The 19,567-nt window shown below is 72.7% G+C and carries 19 protein-coding genes and 1 pseudogene; 8 read left to right on the forward strand and 12 right to left on the reverse strand.

The features are described 5' to 3' along the window. Window positions 1-18: 18 nt before the first annotated feature. Window positions 19-891 (forward strand): TauD/TfdA family dioxygenase, encoded by an 873-nt coding sequence (locus ABZ172_RS25765; protein ID WP_356886928.1) that lies wholly within the window; start codon window positions 19-21, stop codon window positions 889-891. Between the two features lie 71 nt (window positions 892-962). Here ABZ172_RS25765 and ABZ172_RS25770 read toward each other — a convergent pair whose 3' ends face one another. Continuing rightward, window positions 963-1,667: an NTP transferase domain-containing protein gene (locus ABZ172_RS25770; protein WP_356886930.1), complete on the reverse strand. Its 705-nt coding sequence runs from the start codon at window positions 1,665-1,667 to the stop codon at window positions 963-965. Between the two features lie 332 nt (window positions 1,668-1,999). On the opposite strand from ABZ172_RS25770, the gene ABZ172_RS25775 reads away from it, so the two are divergent. Continuing rightward, window positions 2,000-3,226 carry a glycosyltransferase gene (locus ABZ172_RS25775; protein ID WP_356886932.1) on the forward strand — a complete coding sequence of 409 codons (1,227 nt, stop codon included), beginning with the start codon at window positions 2,000-2,002 and terminating at the stop codon, window positions 3,224-3,226. A gap of 88 nt (window positions 3,227-3,314) precedes the next feature. Here ABZ172_RS25775 and ABZ172_RS25780 read toward each other — a convergent pair whose 3' ends face one another. The 6 genes from ABZ172_RS25780 to ABZ172_RS25805 all read right to left on the reverse strand — a co-directional run bounded on the left by ABZ172_RS25780 (window position 3,315) and on the right by ABZ172_RS25805 (window position 9,169). Continuing rightward, window positions 3,315-3,932: a hypothetical protein gene (locus ABZ172_RS25780; protein ID WP_356886934.1), complete on the reverse strand. Its 618-nt coding sequence runs from the start codon at window positions 3,930-3,932 to the stop codon at window positions 3,315-3,317. Between the two features lie 49 nt (window positions 3,933-3,981). Further along, entirely contained in the window at window positions 3,982-5,148 is a 1,167-nt protein-coding gene (locus ABZ172_RS25785; RefSeq protein ID WP_356886936.1) for an ROK family glucokinase, read from the reverse strand. A 132-nt stretch (window positions 5,149-5,280) separates the two neighbouring features. Next, on the reverse strand, window positions 5,281-6,141 hold the full coding sequence (locus tag ABZ172_RS25790) for an ATP-binding cassette domain-containing protein (protein ID WP_356886938.1): 861 nt from the start codon (window positions 6,139-6,141) through the stop codon (window positions 5,281-5,283). Continuing rightward, window positions 6,138-7,187 (reverse strand): ABC transporter permease, encoded by a 1,050-nt coding sequence (locus ABZ172_RS25795; protein WP_356886940.1) that lies wholly within the window; start codon window positions 7,185-7,187, stop codon window positions 6,138-6,140. Before ABZ172_RS25795 ends, ABZ172_RS25790 begins: the two co-directional genes overlap by 4 nt. Then, on the reverse strand, window positions 7,184-8,197 hold the full coding sequence (locus tag ABZ172_RS25800; RefSeq protein ID WP_356886942.1) for a substrate-binding domain-containing protein: 1,014 nt from the start codon (window positions 8,195-8,197) through the stop codon (window positions 7,184-7,186). The genes ABZ172_RS25795 and ABZ172_RS25800 overlap by 4 nt, the downstream gene beginning before the upstream one ends. 210 nt (window positions 8,198-8,407) lie before the next feature. Further along, window positions 8,408-9,169, reverse strand: coding sequence for a GntR family transcriptional regulator (locus ABZ172_RS25805; protein WP_356886944.1), 762 nt, complete (start codon window positions 9,167-9,169; stop codon window positions 8,408-8,410). 93 nt (window positions 9,170-9,262) lie between these two features. Here ABZ172_RS25805 and ABZ172_RS25810 point away from each other — a divergent pair, with 93 nt between their 5' ends. Beyond that, entirely contained in the window at window positions 9,263-10,267 is a 1,005-nt protein-coding gene (locus ABZ172_RS25810; RefSeq protein ID WP_356886946.1) for a Gfo/Idh/MocA family oxidoreductase, read from the forward strand. Between the two features lie 5 nt (window positions 10,268-10,272). Here ABZ172_RS25810 and ABZ172_RS25815 read toward each other — a convergent pair whose 3' ends face one another. The 3 genes from ABZ172_RS25815 to ABZ172_RS25825 are packed head-to-tail and all read right to left on the reverse strand — an operon-like array spanning window position 10,273 to window position 13,135. After that, window positions 10,273-11,469: a cytochrome P450 gene (locus ABZ172_RS25815; protein WP_356886948.1), complete on the reverse strand. Its 1,197-nt coding sequence runs from the start codon at window positions 11,467-11,469 to the stop codon at window positions 10,273-10,275. 11 nt (window positions 11,470-11,480) lie between these two features. Next, window positions 11,481-11,921: a PaaI family thioesterase gene (locus ABZ172_RS25820; protein WP_356886950.1), complete on the reverse strand. Its 441-nt coding sequence runs from the start codon at window positions 11,919-11,921 to the stop codon at window positions 11,481-11,483. Next, on the reverse strand, window positions 11,918-13,135 hold the full coding sequence (locus ABZ172_RS25825; protein WP_356886952.1) for a histidine kinase: 1,218 nt from the start codon (window positions 13,133-13,135) through the stop codon (window positions 11,918-11,920). The genes ABZ172_RS25820 and ABZ172_RS25825 overlap by 4 nt, the downstream gene beginning before the upstream one ends. Window positions 13,136-13,563: 428 nt before the next feature. Here ABZ172_RS25825 and ABZ172_RS25830 point away from each other — a divergent pair, with 428 nt between their 5' ends. From ABZ172_RS25830 to ABZ172_RS25845, 4 genes and pseudogenes are all read left to right on the forward strand, one after another. Further along, window positions 13,564-14,376 carry a hypothetical protein gene (locus ABZ172_RS25830; protein WP_356886954.1) on the forward strand — a complete coding sequence of 271 codons (813 nt, stop codon included), beginning with the start codon at window positions 13,564-13,566 and terminating at the stop codon, window positions 14,374-14,376. A gap of 330 nt (window positions 14,377-14,706) precedes the next feature. Then, the gene (locus ABZ172_RS25835) at window positions 14,707-15,615 is read left to right on the forward strand and encodes a DUF2268 domain-containing putative Zn-dependent protease (protein WP_356886956.1); all 909 of its coding nucleotides are present in this window, start codon (window positions 14,707-14,709) and stop codon (window positions 15,613-15,615) included. Between the two features lie 29 nt (window positions 15,616-15,644). After that, window positions 15,645-16,412, forward strand: a complete 768-nt coding sequence (locus tag ABZ172_RS25840; RefSeq protein ID WP_356886958.1) for a MerR family transcriptional regulator — start codon at window positions 15,645-15,647, stop codon at window positions 16,410-16,412. Window positions 16,413-16,453: 41 nt separating this feature from the next. Further along, a pseudogene (locus tag ABZ172_RS25845) lies at window positions 16,454-16,651 on the forward strand (leucine zipper domain-containing protein); the annotation flags it as partial. Window positions 16,652-16,834: 183 nt separating this feature from the next. Here the strand turns inward: ABZ172_RS25845 and ABZ172_RS25850 are convergent. Beyond that, window positions 16,835-17,755 carry a DMT family transporter gene (locus ABZ172_RS25850; protein ID WP_356886961.1) on the reverse strand — a complete coding sequence of 307 codons (921 nt, stop codon included), beginning with the start codon at window positions 17,753-17,755 and terminating at the stop codon, window positions 16,835-16,837. A 223-nt stretch (window positions 17,756-17,978) separates the two neighbouring features. On the opposite strand from ABZ172_RS25850, the gene ABZ172_RS25855 reads away from it, so the two are divergent. After that, the gene (locus ABZ172_RS25855) at window positions 17,979-18,623 is read left to right on the forward strand and encodes a TetR/AcrR family transcriptional regulator (RefSeq protein WP_356886963.1); all 645 of its coding nucleotides are present in this window, start codon (window positions 17,979-17,981) and stop codon (window positions 18,621-18,623) included. Window positions 18,624-18,710: 87 nt separating this feature from the next. On the opposite strand, the gene ABZ172_RS25860 is transcribed toward ABZ172_RS25855, so the two are convergent. Beyond that, window positions 18,711-19,334 (reverse strand): dihydrofolate reductase family protein, encoded by a 624-nt coding sequence (locus ABZ172_RS25860; protein ID WP_356886965.1) that lies wholly within the window; start codon window positions 19,332-19,334, stop codon window positions 18,711-18,713. Window positions 19,335-19,567 lie beyond the last annotated feature (233 nt).

Below are 19,567 nucleotides of genomic sequence, written 5' to 3' on the forward strand. Positions count from 1 at the left end.
CCCCTTCTGGAGGAAGTCATGGAGTCTTACGAACGCGAAGCGCTGGAAGCGGTGACCACGCGTCCCGTGCACCCCTACCGCACGCTCACCGTCGAACGCATCACCCCCGTGCTGGGCGCGGAGGTCTCGGGCGTCGACCTGTCGAAGGAGATCACGGGGGAGCAACTGGACGAGATCCGCACGGCGTTCCGCGACCACCACGTCCTCGTCTTCCGCGATCAGGACATCTCGGTGGAGGACCACAAGCGTTTCGCCGGCGCCTTCGGCGAGCTGCGTGCCGTCAACCCGCCGCCGCCGGAGGGCGATCCCTACGTCCTGGAGATCCGCACGACGTCGGCCGCGGCCAACGTGGCGGGCAACGGCTGGCACGCCGACGGCACCGCGGACGCCGAACCCTCGCTCGGGTCGATGCTGTACATCACCGAGATCCCCGAGCCGGGTTGCGGCGGTGACACCCTCTTCGCCAACATGCACCTCGCCTACGACATGCTCTCCCCGGCCCTGCGCTCCCTTCTCGACGGGCTCACCGCCACGCACGACGGCGCCCACGCCCTGGCGGGGTACACCCCGCCCGCGGACTACGTCATCCCCAAGAGCGAACACCCGCTGGTCGCCCGGCACCCCGAGACCGACCGCAAGCTGCTCTACGTCAACAAGGCGTACACCAGCCGCATCCCGGCGCTCTCCGAGCAGGAGAGCCGGGCCCTCCTGGACATGCTCTTCGACACGATCGCGTGCCGGCCGGTCCTGCACTGCCGCGTGCGCTGGACCCCGGGCACCCTCGTCTTCTGGGACAACCGCTGCGTCCAGCACCACGCGACGTACGACTACTACCCCTACGCCCGCTACGGCCAGCGCGTGGCCATCAACGGCAGCGCCGTGAAGGGCTGAGGGCGGGACCGGTGGGGCGTCGTGCGCGGCGCCCCACCGCCTGCCGCGGTGCGGAGGCGCGGGGGCAGGGATCAGACCGCGAGGGCGTTGTAGTTGACGATCCCCTCGACCATGAGGGCGGCCGCACCGGGCAGGGGGCTGACCGCTCCGCTCTCCACCACGTGGGGAAGCCGGTGCGCCTCGTCCTCGGTGACCGCCACCATGCCCCAGTAGGCGTTGAAGCCCGACGGGTCCGCCGGCTTGTCGGTGGCCGCCCCCACGGTCATGGCACCGTCCGTCCCGGTGACGGCGAGCGCGCCCATCTGCCGCAGCGTGCCGGGGTCACGCTCCTCGGCGGCCACGACGCTCCAGCCCGACCTGCCGACCTCGCGCAGCGCGGCGAGGAGGCTGCCGGCCGTGTCGGCGCCGGTGAGCACGATGTCGGGCAGGACCAGGGCCACCGGGCCGTGCGTCATCGGCAGGGCCGACCGGATCGCCGCGCCGAGACCGGGTTCGAGCGACTCGTCCTGGTGGACGAAGACCAGCTGGAACGTGTCGGCGTACCGCGTCAGATAGCGCACCGTGTCGAGCTTGTGCGTGCCGAAGACGACGACCAGCCGCACCGCGAGTCCGCTCTTGGCCAGCTCGACGGCGGCTTCCAGACTGCGGTCCAGGACGGTGACCCCGGGAGCCAGGCAGTGCAGCTCCTTCGGGTAGGGCGCCCCGAAACGGGTCCCGAACCCCGCACAGGGCAGGACGACCGACACGTCGGGAACGGGCGCGGACGCGGTGTGCATCGAGTCGTTCTCCGTCCGTGGTGGCGACCGGCTCCCGGGCGGGACCCGGCGTCGGCCGCCCGGAGCGTCCGTGCGGCCGGGCGGACACCCGCCGGCGCGGCCGGGACCTGCAAGTCTACCCCGGAGGGGTCGAGTTGGCCCAGGGATCCGGGCGCGGACGATCACTGCGGGGCGGTGGCCGTGCCCGGCCGGCACGCGACCTACACTGCTGCCGCGTCCTCGTGCTGTCGGGGCGCGTGGAGTCGGGGCACGTCACCGCCGGCGAGGCGCCCGGGACCCGTGCCGGAGCGGGCCCGGACCGGCTCGGAAGACCTGAGGAAAGAGGCTGCGGGATGCGGGTGTTGCTGTCCACCTACGGGACGCGTGGCGATGTCGAGCCGCTGGTGGCCCTCGCGGTGCGGTTGCGGGCGCTCGGCGCGGAGGTGCGGATGTGCGCCCCGCCGGACGAGGAGTTCGCCGAGCGGCTCGACGGCATCGGGGTGCGGCTCGTGCCGGTCGGGCCGCCGGTGCGGGAGGTGATGCGCGGGTCCGCCGTGCCGTCGGCCGAGGAACTGGCCCGGTACCGGGCCGAGATGGTCGGGACGCAGTTCGACGCTTTCCCCGCCGCGGTCGAGGGATGCGACGTCATGGTCGCGGCCGGCCTGGCCCAGATCGCCGCGCGGTCCGTGGCCGAGGCGGCGGGCGTCCGGTACGTGTACGCCGGCTATGCGGCGGTGCACCTGCCGTCGCCGCACCACGCGCCGCCGCCGCGGCCGGGCTGGCCGGAGCCGGAGGCGCGGGACAACCGGGCGCGGTGGGAGCACGACGCCCGCCAGGTGGACGCGCAGTACCGGCAGCCGCTGAACCGCCACCGCGCGGCGCTCGGCCTGCCGGCGGTGGACCGCGTCCGCGACCACGTCCTCACCGGCCGGCCGTGGCTGGCCGCCGACCCGGCGCTGGGACCGTGGCCGGACTCCTCCGGCCTCGACGTCGTACAGACGGGTGCCTGGAGCCTGGCCGACGAACGCCCGCTCCCGGACGGCCTGTCGAGGTTCCTGGACGCGGGCGCGCCACCGGTCTACGTGGGCTTCGGCAGCATGCGCCCCTCGCCGGACGTGGTCCGCACGGCCGTCGCGGCGGCCCGCGCACGCGGGTACCGGGTGCTGGTGTCCTCCGGGTGGGCGGATCTCGACCTGTCCGACGGCGGGGAGGACTGCTTCGCCCTCGCCGAGGCAAACCACCAGCGCCTGTTCGGCCGGGTGGCCGCCGTGGTGCACCACGGCGGTGCGGGGACGACCTCGACGGCCGCCCGGGCGGGCACGCCCCAGGTGGTGATACCTCTCCAGCTGTCGGACAACCCGTACTGGGCGGGCCGGGTGGCGGACCTGGGGATCGGCGCGGCCCTGGACGGGCCGCCTCCCACCGTCGAGTCGATGGGCGCCGCGCTCGGAACGGCCCTGGCCCCCGGGACCCGGGCGCGGGCCAGGGCACTGGGCGGCCGGATCCGTACCGACGGGGCGGCGGTGGCCGCCGGCCTGCTGGTCGAGGCGGTCCGGCGGACGGCGTCCGCCCGGCCCTGACGGACGGGGTGCCCAGCCCGCCCCCCGCGCCCGCCCGCTCACAGGCTCCGGGCCGGCCGGCGGCCCGTGCGCTCCCCGCCGGGACCCGTCAGGGGGTCGCCGCGGAGACCACGTAGACGACCGGGGCGGCCGGATCGGTCATGTTGACGGTGATGCTCTGGTCGGGGCGCGGGTCGTCGTTCCGGTGGACCGTCCCCGACCAGTCGACGCCCGGTCCGAAGAGCCATCCGGTGATCTTGACGTCCCGCCGGCTGATGGTGACCTTGCCCGGCTCCAGCGCGGCGCGGCCGGTACCGACACCGCTGAGGAAGCGGTCGAGCCCGGCGGAGGTCGTACGGAACTTCACGTACATCCGGCTGGCTTTCCAGTTGTTCGTCTCGTAGTACTGGACGCCGACCGCGTTGCCCGGGACGGGCAGCTCGAAGATCCTGCGCTGCATGCCGGACGGCCAGTCCTCACGCAGGCCGCGGGCGGAGGCCTCGGCCTCCTTGTCCTGGCCCGAGCGGCGGCTCTGCCCGGCCGAGATGGCCAGGTAGCCGGCCGGGATGCCGATGAGCAGGACGATGATGGTCAGCGTGATCAGGCGACGCCGGATCACCCTGCGCCGGTCCTGCGGAGGGGTCCCGCCGCCGTCCCCGGACCCGGGGGCCCCGGAGTCGCCGGACGGCGGCTGGCGCGGCACGGTGTGGTGCTCGGCTGCGGTCATGGTCGGTGTTCCCTCGTGAGCTGCGGTACGGAGCGGGGCACGGTGCGCCTCAGTCGGCGCTGCGGGTGCCCCGCGTGTTCCGGATGGTGGTGGCGGCCTGGTCGTAGAACTGCGCGTACCGCTCGTAGCGCTCGACCCTGCGGCGGTTGGTCCGCCGGAACCTCCGGGCGACCAGGCGGGCGAGGTCGGCGGCGCCGACCATACCCGCCTCGGGCCCGAGCTGCGCCTTGGTGATCCGTGCCTCGGGGCGGTAGCCGCGGCCCGTGAGCTGGCGCTTGAAGGCGTCCCGGGCGGGGCCGATCAGCAGGTCGTCGGCCGCGCTGACACCGCCGCCGATGACGAAGCAGGACGGGTCGAGCGCCGCCGCGAGGTTGGCGATGCCGACGCCGAGCCACTGCCCGATGTCCTGGAGCAGCTCGACGCACATGGCGTCGCCCTCGCGGGCCAGCTCGGTGATGAGCGGCCCGGTGATGTCGGGGATGCTGCCCTTGACGCGCTCGATGAGTCCGTGGGCGACCGGGGAGTCCGCCGCCGCCAGCTCCCTGGCCTCCCGCACGAGGGCGTTGCCCGAGCTGTACTGCTCCCAGCAGCCGCGGTTGCCGCAGGGGCAGCGGTGCCCGCCGGGCACCACCTGCATATGACCGAACTCACCCGCGACGCCGTACTTCCCCCGCTTGACGTGCCCGTCCTCCAGGATGGCCCCGCCGATGCCCGTGCCCAGCGTGATCATGACGAGGTGGTCCTCGCCGCGGCCGGCGCCGAAGCGCCACTCCGCCCAGGCGGCCGTGTTGGCGTCGTTGTCGACCATCACCGGGACGACGAGGCGGGAGGCGAGGGAGTCGCGCAGGGGCTCGTCGCGCCAGGCCAGGTGCGGGGCGAACAGCACCTTGGAGCGGTCGGCGTCCACCCAGCCCGCCGCCCCGATGCCGACGGCGTGCACGTCGTGCCGGTCGGAGAGGTCCAGGACCAGCTCCACGATGGTGTCCTCGACGACCTTCGGGCTCTTCGACTTGTCCGGGGTCTCGGTGCGCAGGGTCTCCAGGATGTTCCCGTCGGCGTCCACGACACCGGCCATCACCTTGGTGCCGCCGATGTCGATCCCGACGGTGGGGACCCGGGGCGCGGTGAGATGGGAGCGCCGCTCCCGGGTCCCGACGGTCCGCAGGACGGTGGCGCGGGCGGAGCCGCGGTGTGTGAAGTCGCGGTACGTGCTCATCGTCCCTGCGCAGGTCGGGGGGCCGGTCGGTGCTCCGTCCGGCGGCGGGCGGCGCCCGCCGTGCACGATTCTGCCATTTCCCCGCCCCCGGGACCGGTCGCCGGGTCGGGGGCGGGGGGCGCGGAGCGGTCGCTACGGGGTGTCGTCGCCGGCCGGACGGCCGCCGAGGTGACCGGGCGACGGAGCGCGTTCGAGCTCGTGGCTGAGCTCGTCGAGCTCGCTCCCACCGGCCATCTGCCGGGTCAGTTCGTCCAGGGTGACCTCGTCCTTGGTGTGGCTGCCGGACATCGCGCCGCGCTTGAGGAGCACGAACCGGTCGCCGACGAGGTAGGCGTGGTGGGGGTTGTGCGTGATGAGGACCACGCCGAGCCCGGCGTCCCTGGCCGCGGCGACGTACTTCAGCACGACGCCGGACTGCTTCACGCCGAGCGCCGCGGTCGGCTCGTCGAGGACGAGGACCTTGGCGCCGAAGTACACCGCCCGGGCGATGGCCACGCACTGCCGCTCACCGCCGGACAGGGTGCCGATGGGCTGGTCGACGTCGCGCAGGTCGATGCCCATCCGCAGCAGCTCCGCGCGGGTCGTCTCGCGCATCAGCCGCACGTCGAGGCGCTTGAACGGGCCGACGCCCTTCGTCGGCTCGGAGCCGAGGAAGAAGTTCCGCCAGACCGGCATGAGCGGCACGACCGCGAGGTCCTGGTAGACGGTCGCGATGCCGCGGTCCAGGGCGTCGCGCGGGTTGGCGAGGGCGGTCTCCTCGCCCTCGATCCGGAACGTCCCGGCGTCGTGCCGGTGCAGCCCGGCGATGATCTTGATGAGGGTGGACTTGCCGGCGCCGTTGTCGCCGAGGACGCAGGAGATCTCCCCCGCGCGGACCTCCAGCGAGACGTCCTCCAGGGCCTTGATGTTGCCGTAGTACTTGCTGACGCCGTCGAGCTCGACGAGCGCCGGGCCGGCCGTGTCCCGGGGGGCCGGAGCCTGGGTGGCCGTCATTTCGTCGCCTCCGCGCGCTTGCGTACCCATGCGTTGAGCAGGGTGGCCAGGAGCAGCATCGCTCCCAGGAAGAACTTGAACCAGTCGGGGTTCCACTCCGCGTACACGATGCCCTTGCTGGTCATGCCGAAGATGAGCGCGCCGACGGCGGACCCGATCGCGGAGCCGTAGCCGCCGGTGATCAGGCAGCCGCCGATGACGGCCGCGATGATGTAGATCAGCTCGTTCCCGACGCCCTCGCCGGACTGCACCACGTCGTACGAGAACAGCAGGTGCTGGCCGGAGACCCAGGCGGCGAAGGCCACGCCCAGGTAGAGCCCGATCCGGGTGCGGACCACCGGGACGCCGACCGCGCGCGCCGCGTCGGCCTCGCCGCCGACGGCGAAGATCCAGTTGCCGAAGCGGGTGCGGATCAGGATCCAGGTGCCGATCCCGACGAGCGCCGCCCACCACAGGATGGTCACCTTCAGCTCGACGTCGCCGACGGTGAGGTACGAGGCGAAGACCTTGCGGGCGGAGTCGAAGCCCTCCATGTTCCCGATGGTCTTGGTCGACACGGTGCCGCTGATCAGCTTGGTGAAGCCGAGGTTCAGTCCGGTCAGCATCAGGAACGTGCCGAGCGTGATGATGAAGCTCGGCAGCCGGGTGCGGGTCAGCATGAAGCCGTTGAACGCGCCGAAGCCGAGGGTGACCAGCAGCGACACGAGGACGCCCACCCAGACGTTGGCGGTCATCTGGTAGCTGAACATCGAGGAGATCAGCGCGGAGCTGGTGACCATCACACCGGCGGAGAGGTCGAACTCGCCGCCGATCATCAGCAGGGCCACGGGCGCCGCCATGATCCCGATGGTGGAGGCGGCGTACAGGACCGTGCCGAGGCTGGACGCCTGGAGGAAGCTGTCGGCGACGATCGCGAAGAAGAGGAAGACGGCCACGGCCCCGACGACCGAGCCGAGCTCGGGCCGGCCGAGCAGCTTGCGCAGCGGGGAGGTGCGCAGCAGGCGTTCGTCGGTGTGCGGCGCCGCCGGTTGCCCGGTCGCGGTCATCGGGTCCCCCGGTTCGTGTACTCCGCGAGCGTGTCGGCGTCCTCGCGGGTGATGACCTGCGGGCCGGTCAGGACGGGGAGGCCGCCGCCGAGCGCGTTCTGGTTGTAGCGGTGGAGCCAGAGCAGGTCGACGGCCTCGTAGCCCTGGAGGTAGGGCTGCTGGTCGACGGCGAAGCCGAGGGTCTTGTCCTGGAGGCCGGCGGCGACGCTCGCGTTGAGGTCGAAGGTGTCGATCTCGGCCTTGCTGCCCGCGGTCCGCTTGGCCTTGACGGCGGCGGCGGCGAAGGGCGCGCCGAGGGTGACGACCGCGTCGATGTCCGGGTCGGAGTCGAGCTTGGCCTCGATGGACGCCTGGACGTCGGGCATGTTGGTGCCGTCGACGTAGAGGTTCTGCAGGGTGCCGTCGAAGTTCTTCTTCGCCCCGGCGCAGCGCTGCTCGTGGCCCACGTTGCCCTGCTCGTGCAGGATGCACAGCGCCTTGCGGCGCCCCCGCTCGTTCAGCTCGTCGCCGACGGCCTCGCCCGCGATGGACTCGTCCTGGCCGATGTGGGTGAGCGCGCCGAAGGCCTTGGACTCGGCGGATCCCGAGTTCACGGTGATGACGGGGATGCCCGCCTTGACGGCCTTCGCGACGACCGCCTTCATCGAGTCGGGCTTGGCGAGCGAGACGATCAGCCCGTCGACCTTCTTGTCGATCGCGGTCTGGACGAGCTCGGCCTGCTGCTGGCCCTCGTCGTTGTGGGAGTAGAGGAAGTTGATGTTGTCCTTGAGCGCGGCCTGCTTGGCGCCCTTCTGGACGATGTCCCAGAAGGTGTCGCCATCGCCCGAGTGGGTGACCATGGCGAACGTCCAGCGGGGCGTGTTCACCGCGGACCGGCCCTCCGCGGCCTGCTGGGCGGCGCGCTCCTCCGCCCGCTTGCCGCCGGTGCTGCTGCATCCCGCGAGGGAGCCCGCCAGTACCACTGCCAGCACGGCGCCTGTCGCGCGTACCCCTGTCCGAACCCTTGCCACGACGCCGTGCCCTTCTAGTGCTGCTCGCTGTGCTGCCTGGTGGTGCCGGCGGGGAGCGGACTCGCCGCCCGGCGGGCCAAGTATCCCCGAGCCCGGTCCGGCACGGCCCGGCAGGGGCGCGGGCCGCGCCCTCCGGACGTTCTAGCGACCAAGCATGACCGCGTCAATGGCTGGGTCCGCACCCACCGGCCGGGGAGCGACGGGAGGGGGTCAGGGACGGGCGAGCAGCTGGAACTCGAAGGCGTACCGCGAGGCGCGGTAGACGTGGGAGCCGAATTCGACCGCCCGGCCGCCGTCGTCGAAGGTGGTGCGCTCCATGGTCAGCAGCGGCGCCCCCGCGGGCTCCGCGAGCAGTTCCCCTTCCTCGGCGGTGGCGGCGCGGGCCCCCACGGACTGCCGGGCGCTGTGCAGGGTGATCCCCGAGGCGCGCATCATCCGGTACAGGCCGGTGGACTCCAGCCGCTCGGTGCCGAGGTCGAGCAGCCGGGGCGGCAGGTGGTTGCGCAGCAGCGCCACCGGTTCGTCGTGGGCGTACCGCACCCGCTCGACGAGGTGGACGTCGCCGCCCTCCTCGATGCCGAGCGCGGCGGCCGTCTCGGGGGTGGCCGGCTCGATCGTGCTGCGCAGGACGCGGGTCGCCGGGTTCCGGCCGGCGGTCTCCAGGTCGTCGTAGAGGCTGCTGAGTTCGAGGGGCCGCTTGATGCGGCTGTGCACGACCTGGGTGCCGACGCCGCGCCGGCGCACCATCAGGCCCTTGTCGACGAGCGACTGGATGGCCTGGCGCACGGTGGGCCGGGACAGCCCGAGCCGTGCGGCGAGCTCCAGTTCGTTGCCCAGCAGGCTGCCCGGGGCGAGGCGCCCCTGCTCGATGGCCGCCTCCAGCTGCCCGGCCAGCTGGTGGTAGAGCGGGACGGGACTCGTGCGGTCCACGCCCAGCCCGAGGGCGGCGGAGTCGGCGGCGGGTTTGGGCACGGCACGGAGCGTACCCCGTGCCGCCGTACGGCACCCCTCTATTTGTCAGGACATATAGTTGACAGTGCGCCCGGCGGGCGGCACGTTGGGTCCATGCGCATCGGACTCATCGGCACGGGCCGGATCGGTTCCTTCCACGCGGACGTCCTCGCACGCCACCCCGCCGTCGGCTCCCTGGTCGTGGCCGATCCGGACACCGCGCGCGCGGCCCTGGTCGCCGCACGGACCGGAGCCACCGCCGTGGACTCCGCGGAGGAGGTGCTGGGCGCCGGGATCGACGCGGTGGTGATCGCCTCGGCCACGTCGGCGCACGCCGGCCTCATCGGCCGGGCGGCCCGGGCCGGTCTGCCCGCCTTCTGCGAGAAGCCGGTCGCGCTGGACCTGGCGGGGACGCTGGGCGCGCTGCGCGAGGTCGAGCGGGCGGGCAGCGTGCTCCAGCTCGGTTTCATGCGCCGCTTCGACGCCGGGTACGCCGCGGCCCGCGCCGCCGTGCGCGACGGCTCCCTGGGCCGGCTGCACACCGTGCGCGCCACCACGTCCGACCCCGCTCCTCCGCCCGCCGCGTATCTGCCCCTCTCCGGCGGCCTGTTCAGGGACTGCCTGGTGCACGACTTCGACATGCTGCGCTGGGTGACGGGCCGTGAGGTGACGGAGGTGTACGCCACCGGCTCGGACGCCGGGCCGGCGATGTTCCGGGAGGCGGGCGACGTGGACACGGCGGCGGCGGTGCTGACCCTGGACGACGGCACGCTCGCCACGGCCACGGCCACCCGGTGCAACGGGGCCGGCTACGACGTGCGCATGGAGCTGGCGGGCGAGCGCGACCAGCTCGCGGTGGGCCTCGACGGCCGTACGCCGCTGACGTCCGCCGAACCGCAGGGTCCGCCCGCGCCGGCCGAGCCCTGGCCGGGCTTCCTGGAACGGTTCGCCCCGGCGTACGCGGCGGAGCTGGACGCGTTCCTCGGTGTGGTGCGCGGCGAGGCGGCGAACCCGTGCGACGGCCGGGAGGCGCTGCACGCGCTGCGCGTCGCCGAGGCGTGCGAGCGGTCGCGCGAGCGGCGCCGTCCCGTGCGGATGAGCGAGATCCCCGAGGACTGAGGCCGCTACCAGGCCACCGGCAGGCTCACCGGCCCCCGGATCAGCATGCCGGTGCGCCAGGACAGCAGGGCGGGTTCCGTGTCGAGCCGCAGCTCCGGGCAGCGTTCCAGCAGGGAGCGGACGGCGGTCCGGGCCTCGATGCGGGCCAGCGGCGCGCCGAGACAGTGGTGGATGCCGTGCCCGAAGGCGACGTGTCCGCGGGCGTCCCGCGTGATGTCGAAGCGCCCGGGGTCCGGGTAGCGGGCCGGGTCGCGGTCGCAGTCGGCGAGCGCGACCAGGACGAGTGCGCCACCGCCGGGGATCACCGTGCCCGCGACGTCGATCGGTTCCGTGGTGAAGCGGTACGTCGGGGTCTCGACGGGCCCCTCGTAGCGGAGCATCTCCTCGACCGCGTTGTCGATGAGCCCGGGGTCGGCGCGCAGGGCGGCCAGTTGCCCGGGGTGGGTGAGCAGGCTCAGCACGCCGTTGGAGATCAGGTTGACCGTGGTCTCGTGGCCGGCGACGAGCAGCAGCCAGGCCATGCCGAGGAGTTCGTCGGCGGAGAGCCGGTCGCCGTCCTCGTCGGCGGTGTGGATCAGGGCGCTCATCAGGTCCTCGCCGGGAGCCGTCCGCTTCCGGGCGATCAGCTCGCCGAGGTATCCGGTCATGGCGGCGGTGGCCTCGCCGCGCGCCTCGGCGTCGAGGGAGGACACGGCGGTGCCGGACCAGGCGCGGAACGCCTCCCGGTCCAGGGAGGGCACACCGAGCAGTTCGCAGATGACCGCCATCGGCAGCGGGAACGACAGCGCGTCGACCAGATCGGCGCTGCGGCCCGGGCCCCGCGTCATGGAGTCGAGGAGGCCGTCCGTCGTCTCCTGGATCCGCGGGGTGAGCAGTTCCATCCGGCGCGGCGTGAACTCCCGGGCCACGAGCCTGCGCAGCCGGGTGTGGGCGGGGGCGTCCGAGCTCAGCATGGACCGGCCGGCGGACACCTTGCCGACCTCCAGGGCGGGTGAGGCGTTGCGCCAGTCCTTGGAGAACCGCTGGTCGGCGAGTACGGCCCGGCCCGCCTCGTGACCGACGACGAGCCAGGCCTCCGCACCCTCCGGGATGCGGACGCGGTGCACCGGGCCACGGGCGCGCAGGCGCGCGTAGACCGGATACGGGTCGCGGACGAAGTTCTCGCCGAGCGCTCCGAGATCGAGCGGGTGTCGTGGGGTCACCACAGGTCCCTTCAGGCCGGGCGGACGGCGAGCACGGCCCCCTGCGCCACCGCGCACAGGGCCTCGGTGCCCTCCTCGTCCACGGTGTGCAGGTCGCAGCGCACGACGGCCTGTCTGCGGCCGGTGTGGACGACCTCGGCGCGGGCGGTCAGGGTGCGGCCGCTCGCCGGGCGCAGGTACTGGACGGAGAACCCGCCGGTCAGGACGGCGGATCCGAGTGTCGTCGCGGCGGCGAAGGTGAGGGCGTTGTCGGCGGCGTAGGACAGCACCCCGCCGTGCAGGAAGCCGTTCTGCTGGGTGAGCTCCGGGCGCACGTCGACCTCCAGCACCGCGGCGCCGTCCCCGAACCCGGTGAGGCGTGCCCCGACGAGCCGGCTGAAGGGCTGGCTGTCCAGGACCTGTTGAGCGGTGACGCGGTCGAGTGCGGTGCCGGCGTCCGCGGGAGAGCTCATGACGGCCACGGTAGCCGGGCCAGGACGGTGAATCCTCCGTCCGGACGGAATCCGTGCTCCAGGCTGCCGCCGGCCAGGTTCGCGCGTTCGGTGAGCCCGATGAGCCCCTGGCCCGAGCCGGGAACGGGCTCGAAGGGTCCGGCGGGGGCCGGGTTGGCGATCTCGATGGTCAGGCCGTGGCCGGGGCCGCCGTCGACGGTCACCCCGACGGGGGCTCCGGGGGCGTGCTTGCGCGCGTTGGTCAGGGCCTCCTGGGCGATCCGGTAGACGGTGCGCCCGGTCGCCGCGGGGGCCTCGGCCGGATCGGCCACACGGTTGTCGAGGGTGACCGTCATGCCGGCCGCGCGCGACTCGTCGACCAGCGCGTCGAGGGTGACGAGGGTGGGCTGCGGCCGGGTGCCGTCCTCGGTGTCGCCCGGTGCGCGCAGCACGCCGATGATCTCGCGGAGGTCCTGGAGCGCCTCGTGGGCGCTGTCCCGGATGACTCCGGCGGCCCTCGCGATCTCGGCGGTGGGGGCGCCGGGCCGGAATTCGAGGGCGCCCGCGTGGACGCTGAGCAGGGTCAGCCGGTGGGCGAGGACGTCGTGCATCTCGCGGGCGATGGCCTCGCGCGCGAGCCGCTGCGCCTGCTCGGCGCGGAGCGCGGCCTCGGTCTCGGCGCGGCGCGCGCGTTCGCGCAGGGAGACGACGAGCCGGCGCCGTGAGCGCACGGCCATGCCCCAGCTGAGCACGAGGAGCACCAGCAGCGCGCCGATGAGGCTGGACACGAGGAACGAGACTCCGGGGTCCGGGCGCAGCACCGGCTGGACCGGTGCGGTGGCCAGGGCCGCGGCGCCGATGAACGCCACGGGCCGGAACGGCCGGTGCACGGCCAGGCCGAACAGGGCGATCAGCATGGCCCCGGCCGCGGCGGGCTCGACGAGGCTGACGGCCACGAGGGCGACCGCGACCCCGACCGGCCACCGCCGCCTGACCCAGAGCGCACCGCAGGCCGCCGCCCCGACCAGGGCGTCGGCGACGAGGAGCCCGTCCGAGGCGGCCGGGTCCGCCGCGACCGCGTTCAGGGCGAGCACCCCGATGCCCGCGGCGCAGACGAAGGCCGTGAGGTCGACGGCCCAGTCCCGCACGGTGCGGCGCGACCTGCCCGGGTCGGCGGGCAGGTCGTCGTCGGCCAGGGCCGAGGGCAGCAGCCAGCGGTACTCCGTACGTGTCATACGGACGAATCTACGCAGGCCCCCGGCCCGGGCGGCCCTTCCCGGGCCGCGGAGACGCCCCGAGCCGGCCCGGAGACCGGGCGCGTCCGCAGGCGGGTACGCCCGGGGTCCCGGTCCGGGCCCGTCCCGACGGCTCCTATGCTGCGTGGCCCTCCTCATCGGACGGGCGGACGGTCGCGCTCACCGGCCCACCACGGCGCCCGGTCCCCCGTGTGCTGCGACTGAGCGTTCCGGACGAGCGGTGGTGCACCGTGCCCCACCGAGCAGTCGGTCGGCAGAGCGGGGCACTGCTTCGAGGATCCCGTGCCGATGGGCACCGGAATCTCGCCGTCAGGCTTGAGTCCGCACCCCTGGCCCCTGCGAAAGCTGCTTGACCAGCACGTTCATCTGACTGAGAGTGGACCTCCTGATCGACTGGGGTGGGAAACATGACACGGGACGACTACGTCGACCGTTGCGAGGAGCTCTTCGCAGCGGGCGGGTTCACCGAGGCGCGCAAGGCGGTGGAGTCCGGTCTGGCGGAACTCGGGCCCGATCCGGTCCTCTACCGGTGGCTCGGCCTGACGCACGCGGCGGAGGACGAGGACGACCACGATGCCGAGGCGGAGAAGGCCTACGAGGCCGGGCTCGCGCAGTGGCCTGACGATCTCGGGCTCCTCGTCTCCTATCTGGACCTGTGCCTGCGCGCCGACACCTGGACGTACCCCGGGCGCGCCGCCCGGGGCGAACGGCTCAAAAAGCGGATTGCGGTCCTTGCACCGGCGGGGTCGCCCGAAGCGGCACGGGTGGAGGACGCGCTCGGCTGGGCCGGGCGGGGCTACTGGCAGGACCTGCGGGAGAGAACGGCTGCCGCCGGGGCACATCGAGCGGCTCCGACCTCCCACAGCACTGACGTTGCTGAAGCGCTGGGGCAGGGAGCACGGGCGCCCGCCCATCCGGAAGACCTGCGGGCCGCCGAGGTCGCGGCGGCCCTGGAGCTGCTGGCCGGCCCCTGGAGGGCCCCGCTGCGGCTCGTGGTCCGCCACCGGGTGGCCGCCTACGTCACTGCCCTCACCCTGGTCCTCGTCACCAACAAGGCGCTGGTGCTGAGCGGGACTGTTTCCTACAGCGTGTGGGGCTGGATCTGGTTCGTCCCCCTCCTGCTGGCCGAATCGAAGCTGAGACAGGCACGCCGGCTCGCCCGGCAGCGGATCGTCGCCGCCATGGAGGCCCGGCACGCCGGTGCGGCCGCGGCAGGCTAAGGGCTTGCAGAGAATCAACATGCTGTCGAACACCGTGCATGAGCTGCGGTGTCAAGAGTGGGACTGCACAACTTATTGTTCTGCAAGCCCTAAGGGCTGTCCCGTAGTCCCCGGTGGATCAGCGCGCGGCGTCAGATGCGGTGCATCGCAAGGCGGAGGGACGTCCGCATACTGGATGTATTCGGGCGTTCCGACAACGCAGCGAGGGGCCGTAGCTGTCGTCGCGCGCCCGCCAGGGATCACGGGACAGCCCTTAGCCGTACTGACCGGGGACATTGACCGAGGAAAAGGTTGACCTTGTCGTAACGGCAATGCTTACGGTCGCTTCTCATGACCGTTTCAATGATTGACAGCGCCTCGGGCATGAGCCGAGCCCTGACGGCGGACGCGACGGATCGCGACGACCTCATCCGTGACATGTGGGCCCCGATGGCGGGGATGTACCACTTCATCCCCGGTGGCGTGGACATGGCCGCCGTGCACCGGCAGAACTTCGGCTTCCGTCCGGACTCCGCGATCGAGCAGGTCCGCGAAGGCCTGGAGTCCCTTGTCGCGGCAGATGCGTGGACCCGCGTCGAGAAGGGCATCGAGAAGGGCATCGCAACGTTGGCGTCTGCCGATCCGGGTGTGACGATCCCCGACCTGAACGTGCTGCTCGTCCTGGGGGATCCGACCAGCCGGCACTTCGTCGACGAGGTGCAAGGGATGTCAGGATTCGGCGGTATCAGCGGCTACATCGCCATCACCGTCTGGCCAACCTCGCGCGTCCGCGATCGCCTCGAGGCGATCGCGGCCCACGAACTGCACCACAACGTGCGCTATTCACCCGGCGGGATCGTGTGGGACCCACAGACGGTGATGGTTGGCGAGCACGTTGTGTCTGAAGGGCTCGCGGACGTTTTCGCGTCCGAACTGTACGGCGACGCGGGCTACACCCACTTCGTGCGCGACGAAACCCGCTCCGACGACCAAGTCCTGGCGAAGGTTGCCAGCGGCCTGGGCGTCACCGGAATGGCAGACTTCGCCGCCTGGGTGCTGGGCGACTCGAGCGCACAACTATTCGGTACCGAACCTGTCGGCCTGCCGACCGGGGCCGGCTATGCAGCCGGTGCTCGGCTTGTCCGCGCATACCTCGACGCCACGGGAACCACGGCCGCCCAGAACGTCAGCACTCCCGCGTCCGAGATCCTGCGCATTGCGCTGCCACGGCTGGGCCTGACCACAGACCCGGCACACTGAGCAGCACGTCGAACGACAGGAGCCCCGTGATGGAATGGACGGTGCAAGAGCTCGCTGAACGCGCAGGCATCAGCGGCCGCACGCTGCGCCACTATCACCGCATCGGGCTGCTCGAGCCCGACCGCGTCGGGTCCAACGGCTACCGCTACTACGGTCCCGACGCGGTCGCTCGCCTGCAACGCGTCCTCCTGCTCCGCGACACGGGTATGCCACTGGCCGACATCGCCGCAGTCCTCGACGCACCCGAGACGCCCACCGCCGAGGTCGAAGCGCTCCAGGCCCACCTGACACAGCTCGCCGATGACCGCGAGGCCCTGAACCGGCGCGTCAGCGCGGTCGAGCACACCCTGCAGATGCGTCGAGAGGGCCGCGAACCACGCATGGACGTGATGCTCGAAGGCTTCAACGACCGCTACGAGGCCGAGGTCGTACGACGATGGGGACGTGAGGCCTTCGATGCGTCGAACCGGTGGTGGCATGCCAAGTCCGTGGGACAGCAACGCGACTGGCAGGCCAGCGCCCAGGCCCTGCTCACACGGTGGGCAGAGATTTACGAAGCCGGCCACACACCCGGCTCACCAGTTGCTCAAGCGCACGCTGCCGACCACATGGCCTGGTTCTCTGACATCCCCGGAACACCCACCCACGCCGGCGATGCCGAACGATCCGCCGCAATGGTGCAAGGCATGGCAGACCTCTACGAAACCAACCCCGACTTCCACCAGACCTTCGGCAGCCCAGAGGCCGCGCAGTTCGCCGCGAACGCCCTGCGCATCCACGTGCAGCATCCGGCCTGACAGCGGCGGTGCCGCGTCACCGTCCCGGACCGAAAGATGCTATGTCCCATCCCAACGCTGCCCTCACACCGCGTCACCGTCTGAAGGTTGCCCAACTCGTCGTCGAGGAGGGCTGGCCGATCAGTGAGGTCGCCGCCCGATTCCAGGTCTCGTGGCCGACCGTGAAGTGCTGGGTCGACCGCTACCGCGCCGGCGAGCCCATGCACGACCGGTCCTCACGCCCGAAGAGCTCGCCGGACTTCGCCGTGCTCTCCGACGACCTGCTCGCCGTCGACGGAACGGATCGGCTCGCTGTCGGTCGGGGCGACGGTGATCGGCGGCGGTGTCGTCCACGACGCCGGCGCCCTGGGCTGACCGCCCGGCCGGGCCCGCCGGTCACCGGCCGCCCGGTGACCCGGAGGTCCGGTCACCGGCGGCCCCGGTCAGGTCGTGGAGTCCGCCCGGCGGCGGCCCCACGCGGTGCCCGCCAGCACGAGCACCGCGCCGATCACCCCCGGGACGCCGAGGCGTTCGCCGCCGATCGCGATGCCCGCGGCGGCGGCCCAGAGCGGTTCCGTGCCGAGCAGCAGGCTGACCCGGGACGGCGAGGTGCGGCGGACCGACCACATCTGCACGAAGAACGCGAACAGGGTGCAGAAGACGGCGAGGAAGAGCAGCCCCGCCCATTCGGCGGCACCGAAGTCCGCCGCCACCGTCCAGGGCGCCGCCCCGGTCCCGGGGACGGCCGCCAGCACGGCGAAGACCGCGACCGCACCGCCGAGCTGCACCGTGGTCAGGGACAGCGCGTCGGCGTCCCGGACCGCCTCGATCCGCGCCATCAGCAGGACGTGCACCGTACGGGCGAGGGCCGCGAGCAGCATCAGCAGGTCACCGGCCGACGGGCTGCTGAAGCCGCCGCCCTGGGTCAGCAGCACCACGCCGGTGACCGAGAGCCCCGCCGCCGCGAGGAAGGCGGCGGGCGGCCGCACCCGGGTCACCGCCGCCTCGGCCAGCGGGGTGAAGATCATCGTGAGGCTGATGATGAGACCGGCGTTGGTCGCCGACGTGTGCACGACGCCGTAGGTCTCCAGCAGGAAGATCCCGCTGAGCACGAGTCCCAGCAGGCCCGCGCCCCGCCACTGCGCGCCGCTCAGCCCCCGCAGCCCGCGCCACCCCGCGACGGCCAGGGCGGGCAGCACGAGCGCGAAGCGGAGCACCAGGACGGCGACGACGGTGTGCGGGGTGGTGATGCCCTTGGCCGCGAGGTAGCTGGCGCCCCAGACGGCGGCGACGAGCAGGAGCGGCAGATCGGTGACCCACGCAGGGCGGGGCCCGGCGGTGGCGGGCAGGACGGCAGAGGACACCTGGTGCTCCTGGTTCTCCACGACGGAAAGGGCGTGGAGACCTCACCGGCTCGCACGGGAAGCCGTCACCGTATCGAACGGGCGACCCGCTCGGGAACCTCCGTCCGACGGAGGCCTCGGGCTGGTGTCCACAAGGGTCGTACCGGGCGGAAGCGGTCCTGCGACCGCGCCGGCTCCTCCTAGAATGTCGGTCCTGGGACGCTCGGACACACGGAGTTGGCACATGGGTGGAGCGCGGCCGGACGGACGGGTCGAGCGGGGCAACCAGACCAGGCAGCTGGTCCTGGGGCGCGCGGTCCACGTCGCCTCGACCGAAGGGCTGGAAGGGCTGTCGCTCGGCCGGCTGGCCACGGAGCTGAAGCTGAGCAAGAGCGGCGTGTTCGCCCTGTTCGGGTCGAAGGAGGAGTTGCAGCTCGCCACCGTGCGGGCCGCCGTGACCGTCTTCGTCGAGCACGTGCTGACCCCGACGCGGGCGGCCCGCCCCGGTCTGGGCCGGGTCTGGCGGATGTGCGAGAGCTGGCTGACCTACTCGCAGCGCCGGGTGTTCAGCGGCGGCTGCTTCTTCTACGCGACCATCGCCGAGTTCGACTCCAGGGAGGGCAAGGTGCACGACGCGCTGGCGTCCACCCAGACGGGCTGGGTCACCTTCGTGGAGGAGACCGTCGAGGAGGCCCGGGTCAGGGGCGAGCTCGCTGCGGACACCGACGTCTCCCAGCTGGCCTTCGAGCTCATCGCCTTCATGGAGCTGGCCAACGCCGAGTCCGTGCTGCACAACAACAGCCCCGGCTACACCAAGGCGGCACGGGCCATCCTGGGGCGGCTGCACGCCTCCGCCACCGATCCCGCCCTGGTGCCCGCGGCCCCCTGACCGGGGTCCCGCCCTCCGCAGCCGGTGCCGGGCCGGGCGAGGCCCCTCCGCCGGTCCGCCGTCCCCCGTCGAGCAGGCCCCCTCGCGTCACACGTCGGGCTCGAAGGTCCCGAACCGTGCCGGTCCCGCCGGCCGGTAGGTGTGGATCGCGATGCCGCTCCCGGTGGTCCGGGCACCGGTCAGCTCGAAGGCCGTCGGCCGGCCGCCGTCCGCGAAGAGGCGCCGTCCGGTGCCCAGGGAGACGGGGTGGACGATCAGGTTGACCTCGTCGACCAGGTCGTGCGCCAGGAGGGTCTGTGCCAGCATGCCGCTGCCGTGGACCTGCAGCTCGCCCTCCGCGGTCCGCTCCTTCAGCCGCGCCACCTCGGTGGGCACGTCACCCGGGACGACGGTGGTGTTCTCCCACGCAGGATCGGTCAGCGTCCGGGACACGACGTGTTTGGGCAGGGTGTTGAGACGGGCGGCGATCGGGTCCTGCGGGTCGGTCACCCGGGGCCAGTAGGACGAGAAGATGTCGTACGTACGCCGTCCGAGGAGAAAGGCACCCGCACGGTCGAAGACCTCGCTGACGAAGGCGCCCATGCCGTCGTCGGCGAAGGGCACGACCCAGCCGCCGTACTCGAACCCGCCCGAGGTGTCCTCACCGGGGCCTCCGGGCCCCTGCATCACGCCGTCGAGCGACACGAACGTGGTGAGCGTCAGCTTCGCCATGGTCCTGTTCCTTCCGCCTCTGCGCCGTGCCGGACGGGGCACGGCGGCCCGTGGGCTTCCACCTGTGGTGACCTCACTGTCGGGCGGAACTCATCGGTCCGCCCGCCGGGATCCGTCCGCGCGGCCCCGGAACCGGGCGGGGGTCCGCCGCGTCCGCGGGGTCGCGCACGACGTGTCCGGCGCCCCAGTGGTCGAACCAGCCGCACCAGAACTCCATGCACATCGCCGGATCG

The organism is Streptomyces sp. NPDC006296 (genome assembly GCF_040613235.1).
GTDB lineage: Bacteria > Actinomycetota > Actinomycetes > Streptomycetales > Streptomycetaceae > Streptomyces.

What these genes read in the sequence shown, in the direction of transcription:
- ABZ172_RS25765 (WP_356886928.1), top strand. Translation starts at nt 19, where the DNA reads ATGGAGTCTTACGAACGCGAAGCGCTGGAAGCGGTGACCACGCGTCCC.
- ABZ172_RS25770 (WP_356886930.1), bottom strand. Translation starts at nt 1,667, where the DNA reads ATGCACACCGCGTCCGCGCCCGTTCCCGACGTGTCGGTCGTCCTGCCC.
- ABZ172_RS25775 (WP_356886932.1), top strand. Translation starts at nt 2,000, where the DNA reads ATGCGGGTGTTGCTGTCCACCTACGGGACGCGTGGCGATGTCGAGCCG.
- ABZ172_RS25780 (WP_356886934.1), bottom strand. Translation starts at nt 3,932, where the DNA reads ATGACCGCAGCCGAGCACCACACCGTGCCGCGCCAGCCGCCGTCCGGC.
- ABZ172_RS25785 (WP_356886936.1), bottom strand. Translation starts at nt 5,148, where the DNA reads ATGAGCACGTACCGCGACTTCACACACCGCGGCTCCGCCCGCGCCACC.
- ABZ172_RS25790 (WP_356886938.1), bottom strand. Translation starts at nt 6,141, where the DNA reads ATGACGGCCACCCAGGCTCCGGCCCCCCGGGACACGGCCGGCCCGGCG.
- ABZ172_RS25795 (WP_356886940.1), bottom strand. Translation starts at nt 7,187, where the DNA reads ATGACCGCGACCGGGCAACCGGCGGCGCCGCACACCGACGAACGCCTG.
- ABZ172_RS25810 (WP_356886946.1), top strand. Translation starts at nt 9,263, where the DNA reads ATGCGCATCGGACTCATCGGCACGGGCCGGATCGGTTCCTTCCACGCG.
- ABZ172_RS25820 (WP_356886950.1), bottom strand. Translation starts at nt 11,921, where the DNA reads ATGAGCTCTCCCGCGGACGCCGGCACCGCACTCGACCGCGTCACCGCT.
- ABZ172_RS25825 (WP_356886952.1), bottom strand. Translation starts at nt 13,135, where the DNA reads ATGACACGTACGGAGTACCGCTGGCTGCTGCCCTCGGCCCTGGCCGAC.
- ABZ172_RS25830 (WP_356886954.1), top strand. Translation starts at nt 13,564, where the DNA reads ATGACACGGGACGACTACGTCGACCGTTGCGAGGAGCTCTTCGCAGCG.
- ABZ172_RS25835 (WP_356886956.1), top strand. Translation starts at nt 14,707, where the DNA reads ATGACCGTTTCAATGATTGACAGCGCCTCGGGCATGAGCCGAGCCCTG.
- ABZ172_RS25840 (WP_356886958.1), top strand. Translation starts at nt 15,645, where the DNA reads ATGGAATGGACGGTGCAAGAGCTCGCTGAACGCGCAGGCATCAGCGGC.
- ABZ172_RS25855 (WP_356886963.1), top strand. Translation starts at nt 17,979, where the DNA reads ATGGGTGGAGCGCGGCCGGACGGACGGGTCGAGCGGGGCAACCAGACC.
- ABZ172_RS25860 (WP_356886965.1), bottom strand. Translation starts at nt 19,334, where the DNA reads ATGGCGAAGCTGACGCTCACCACGTTCGTGTCGCTCGACGGCGTGATG.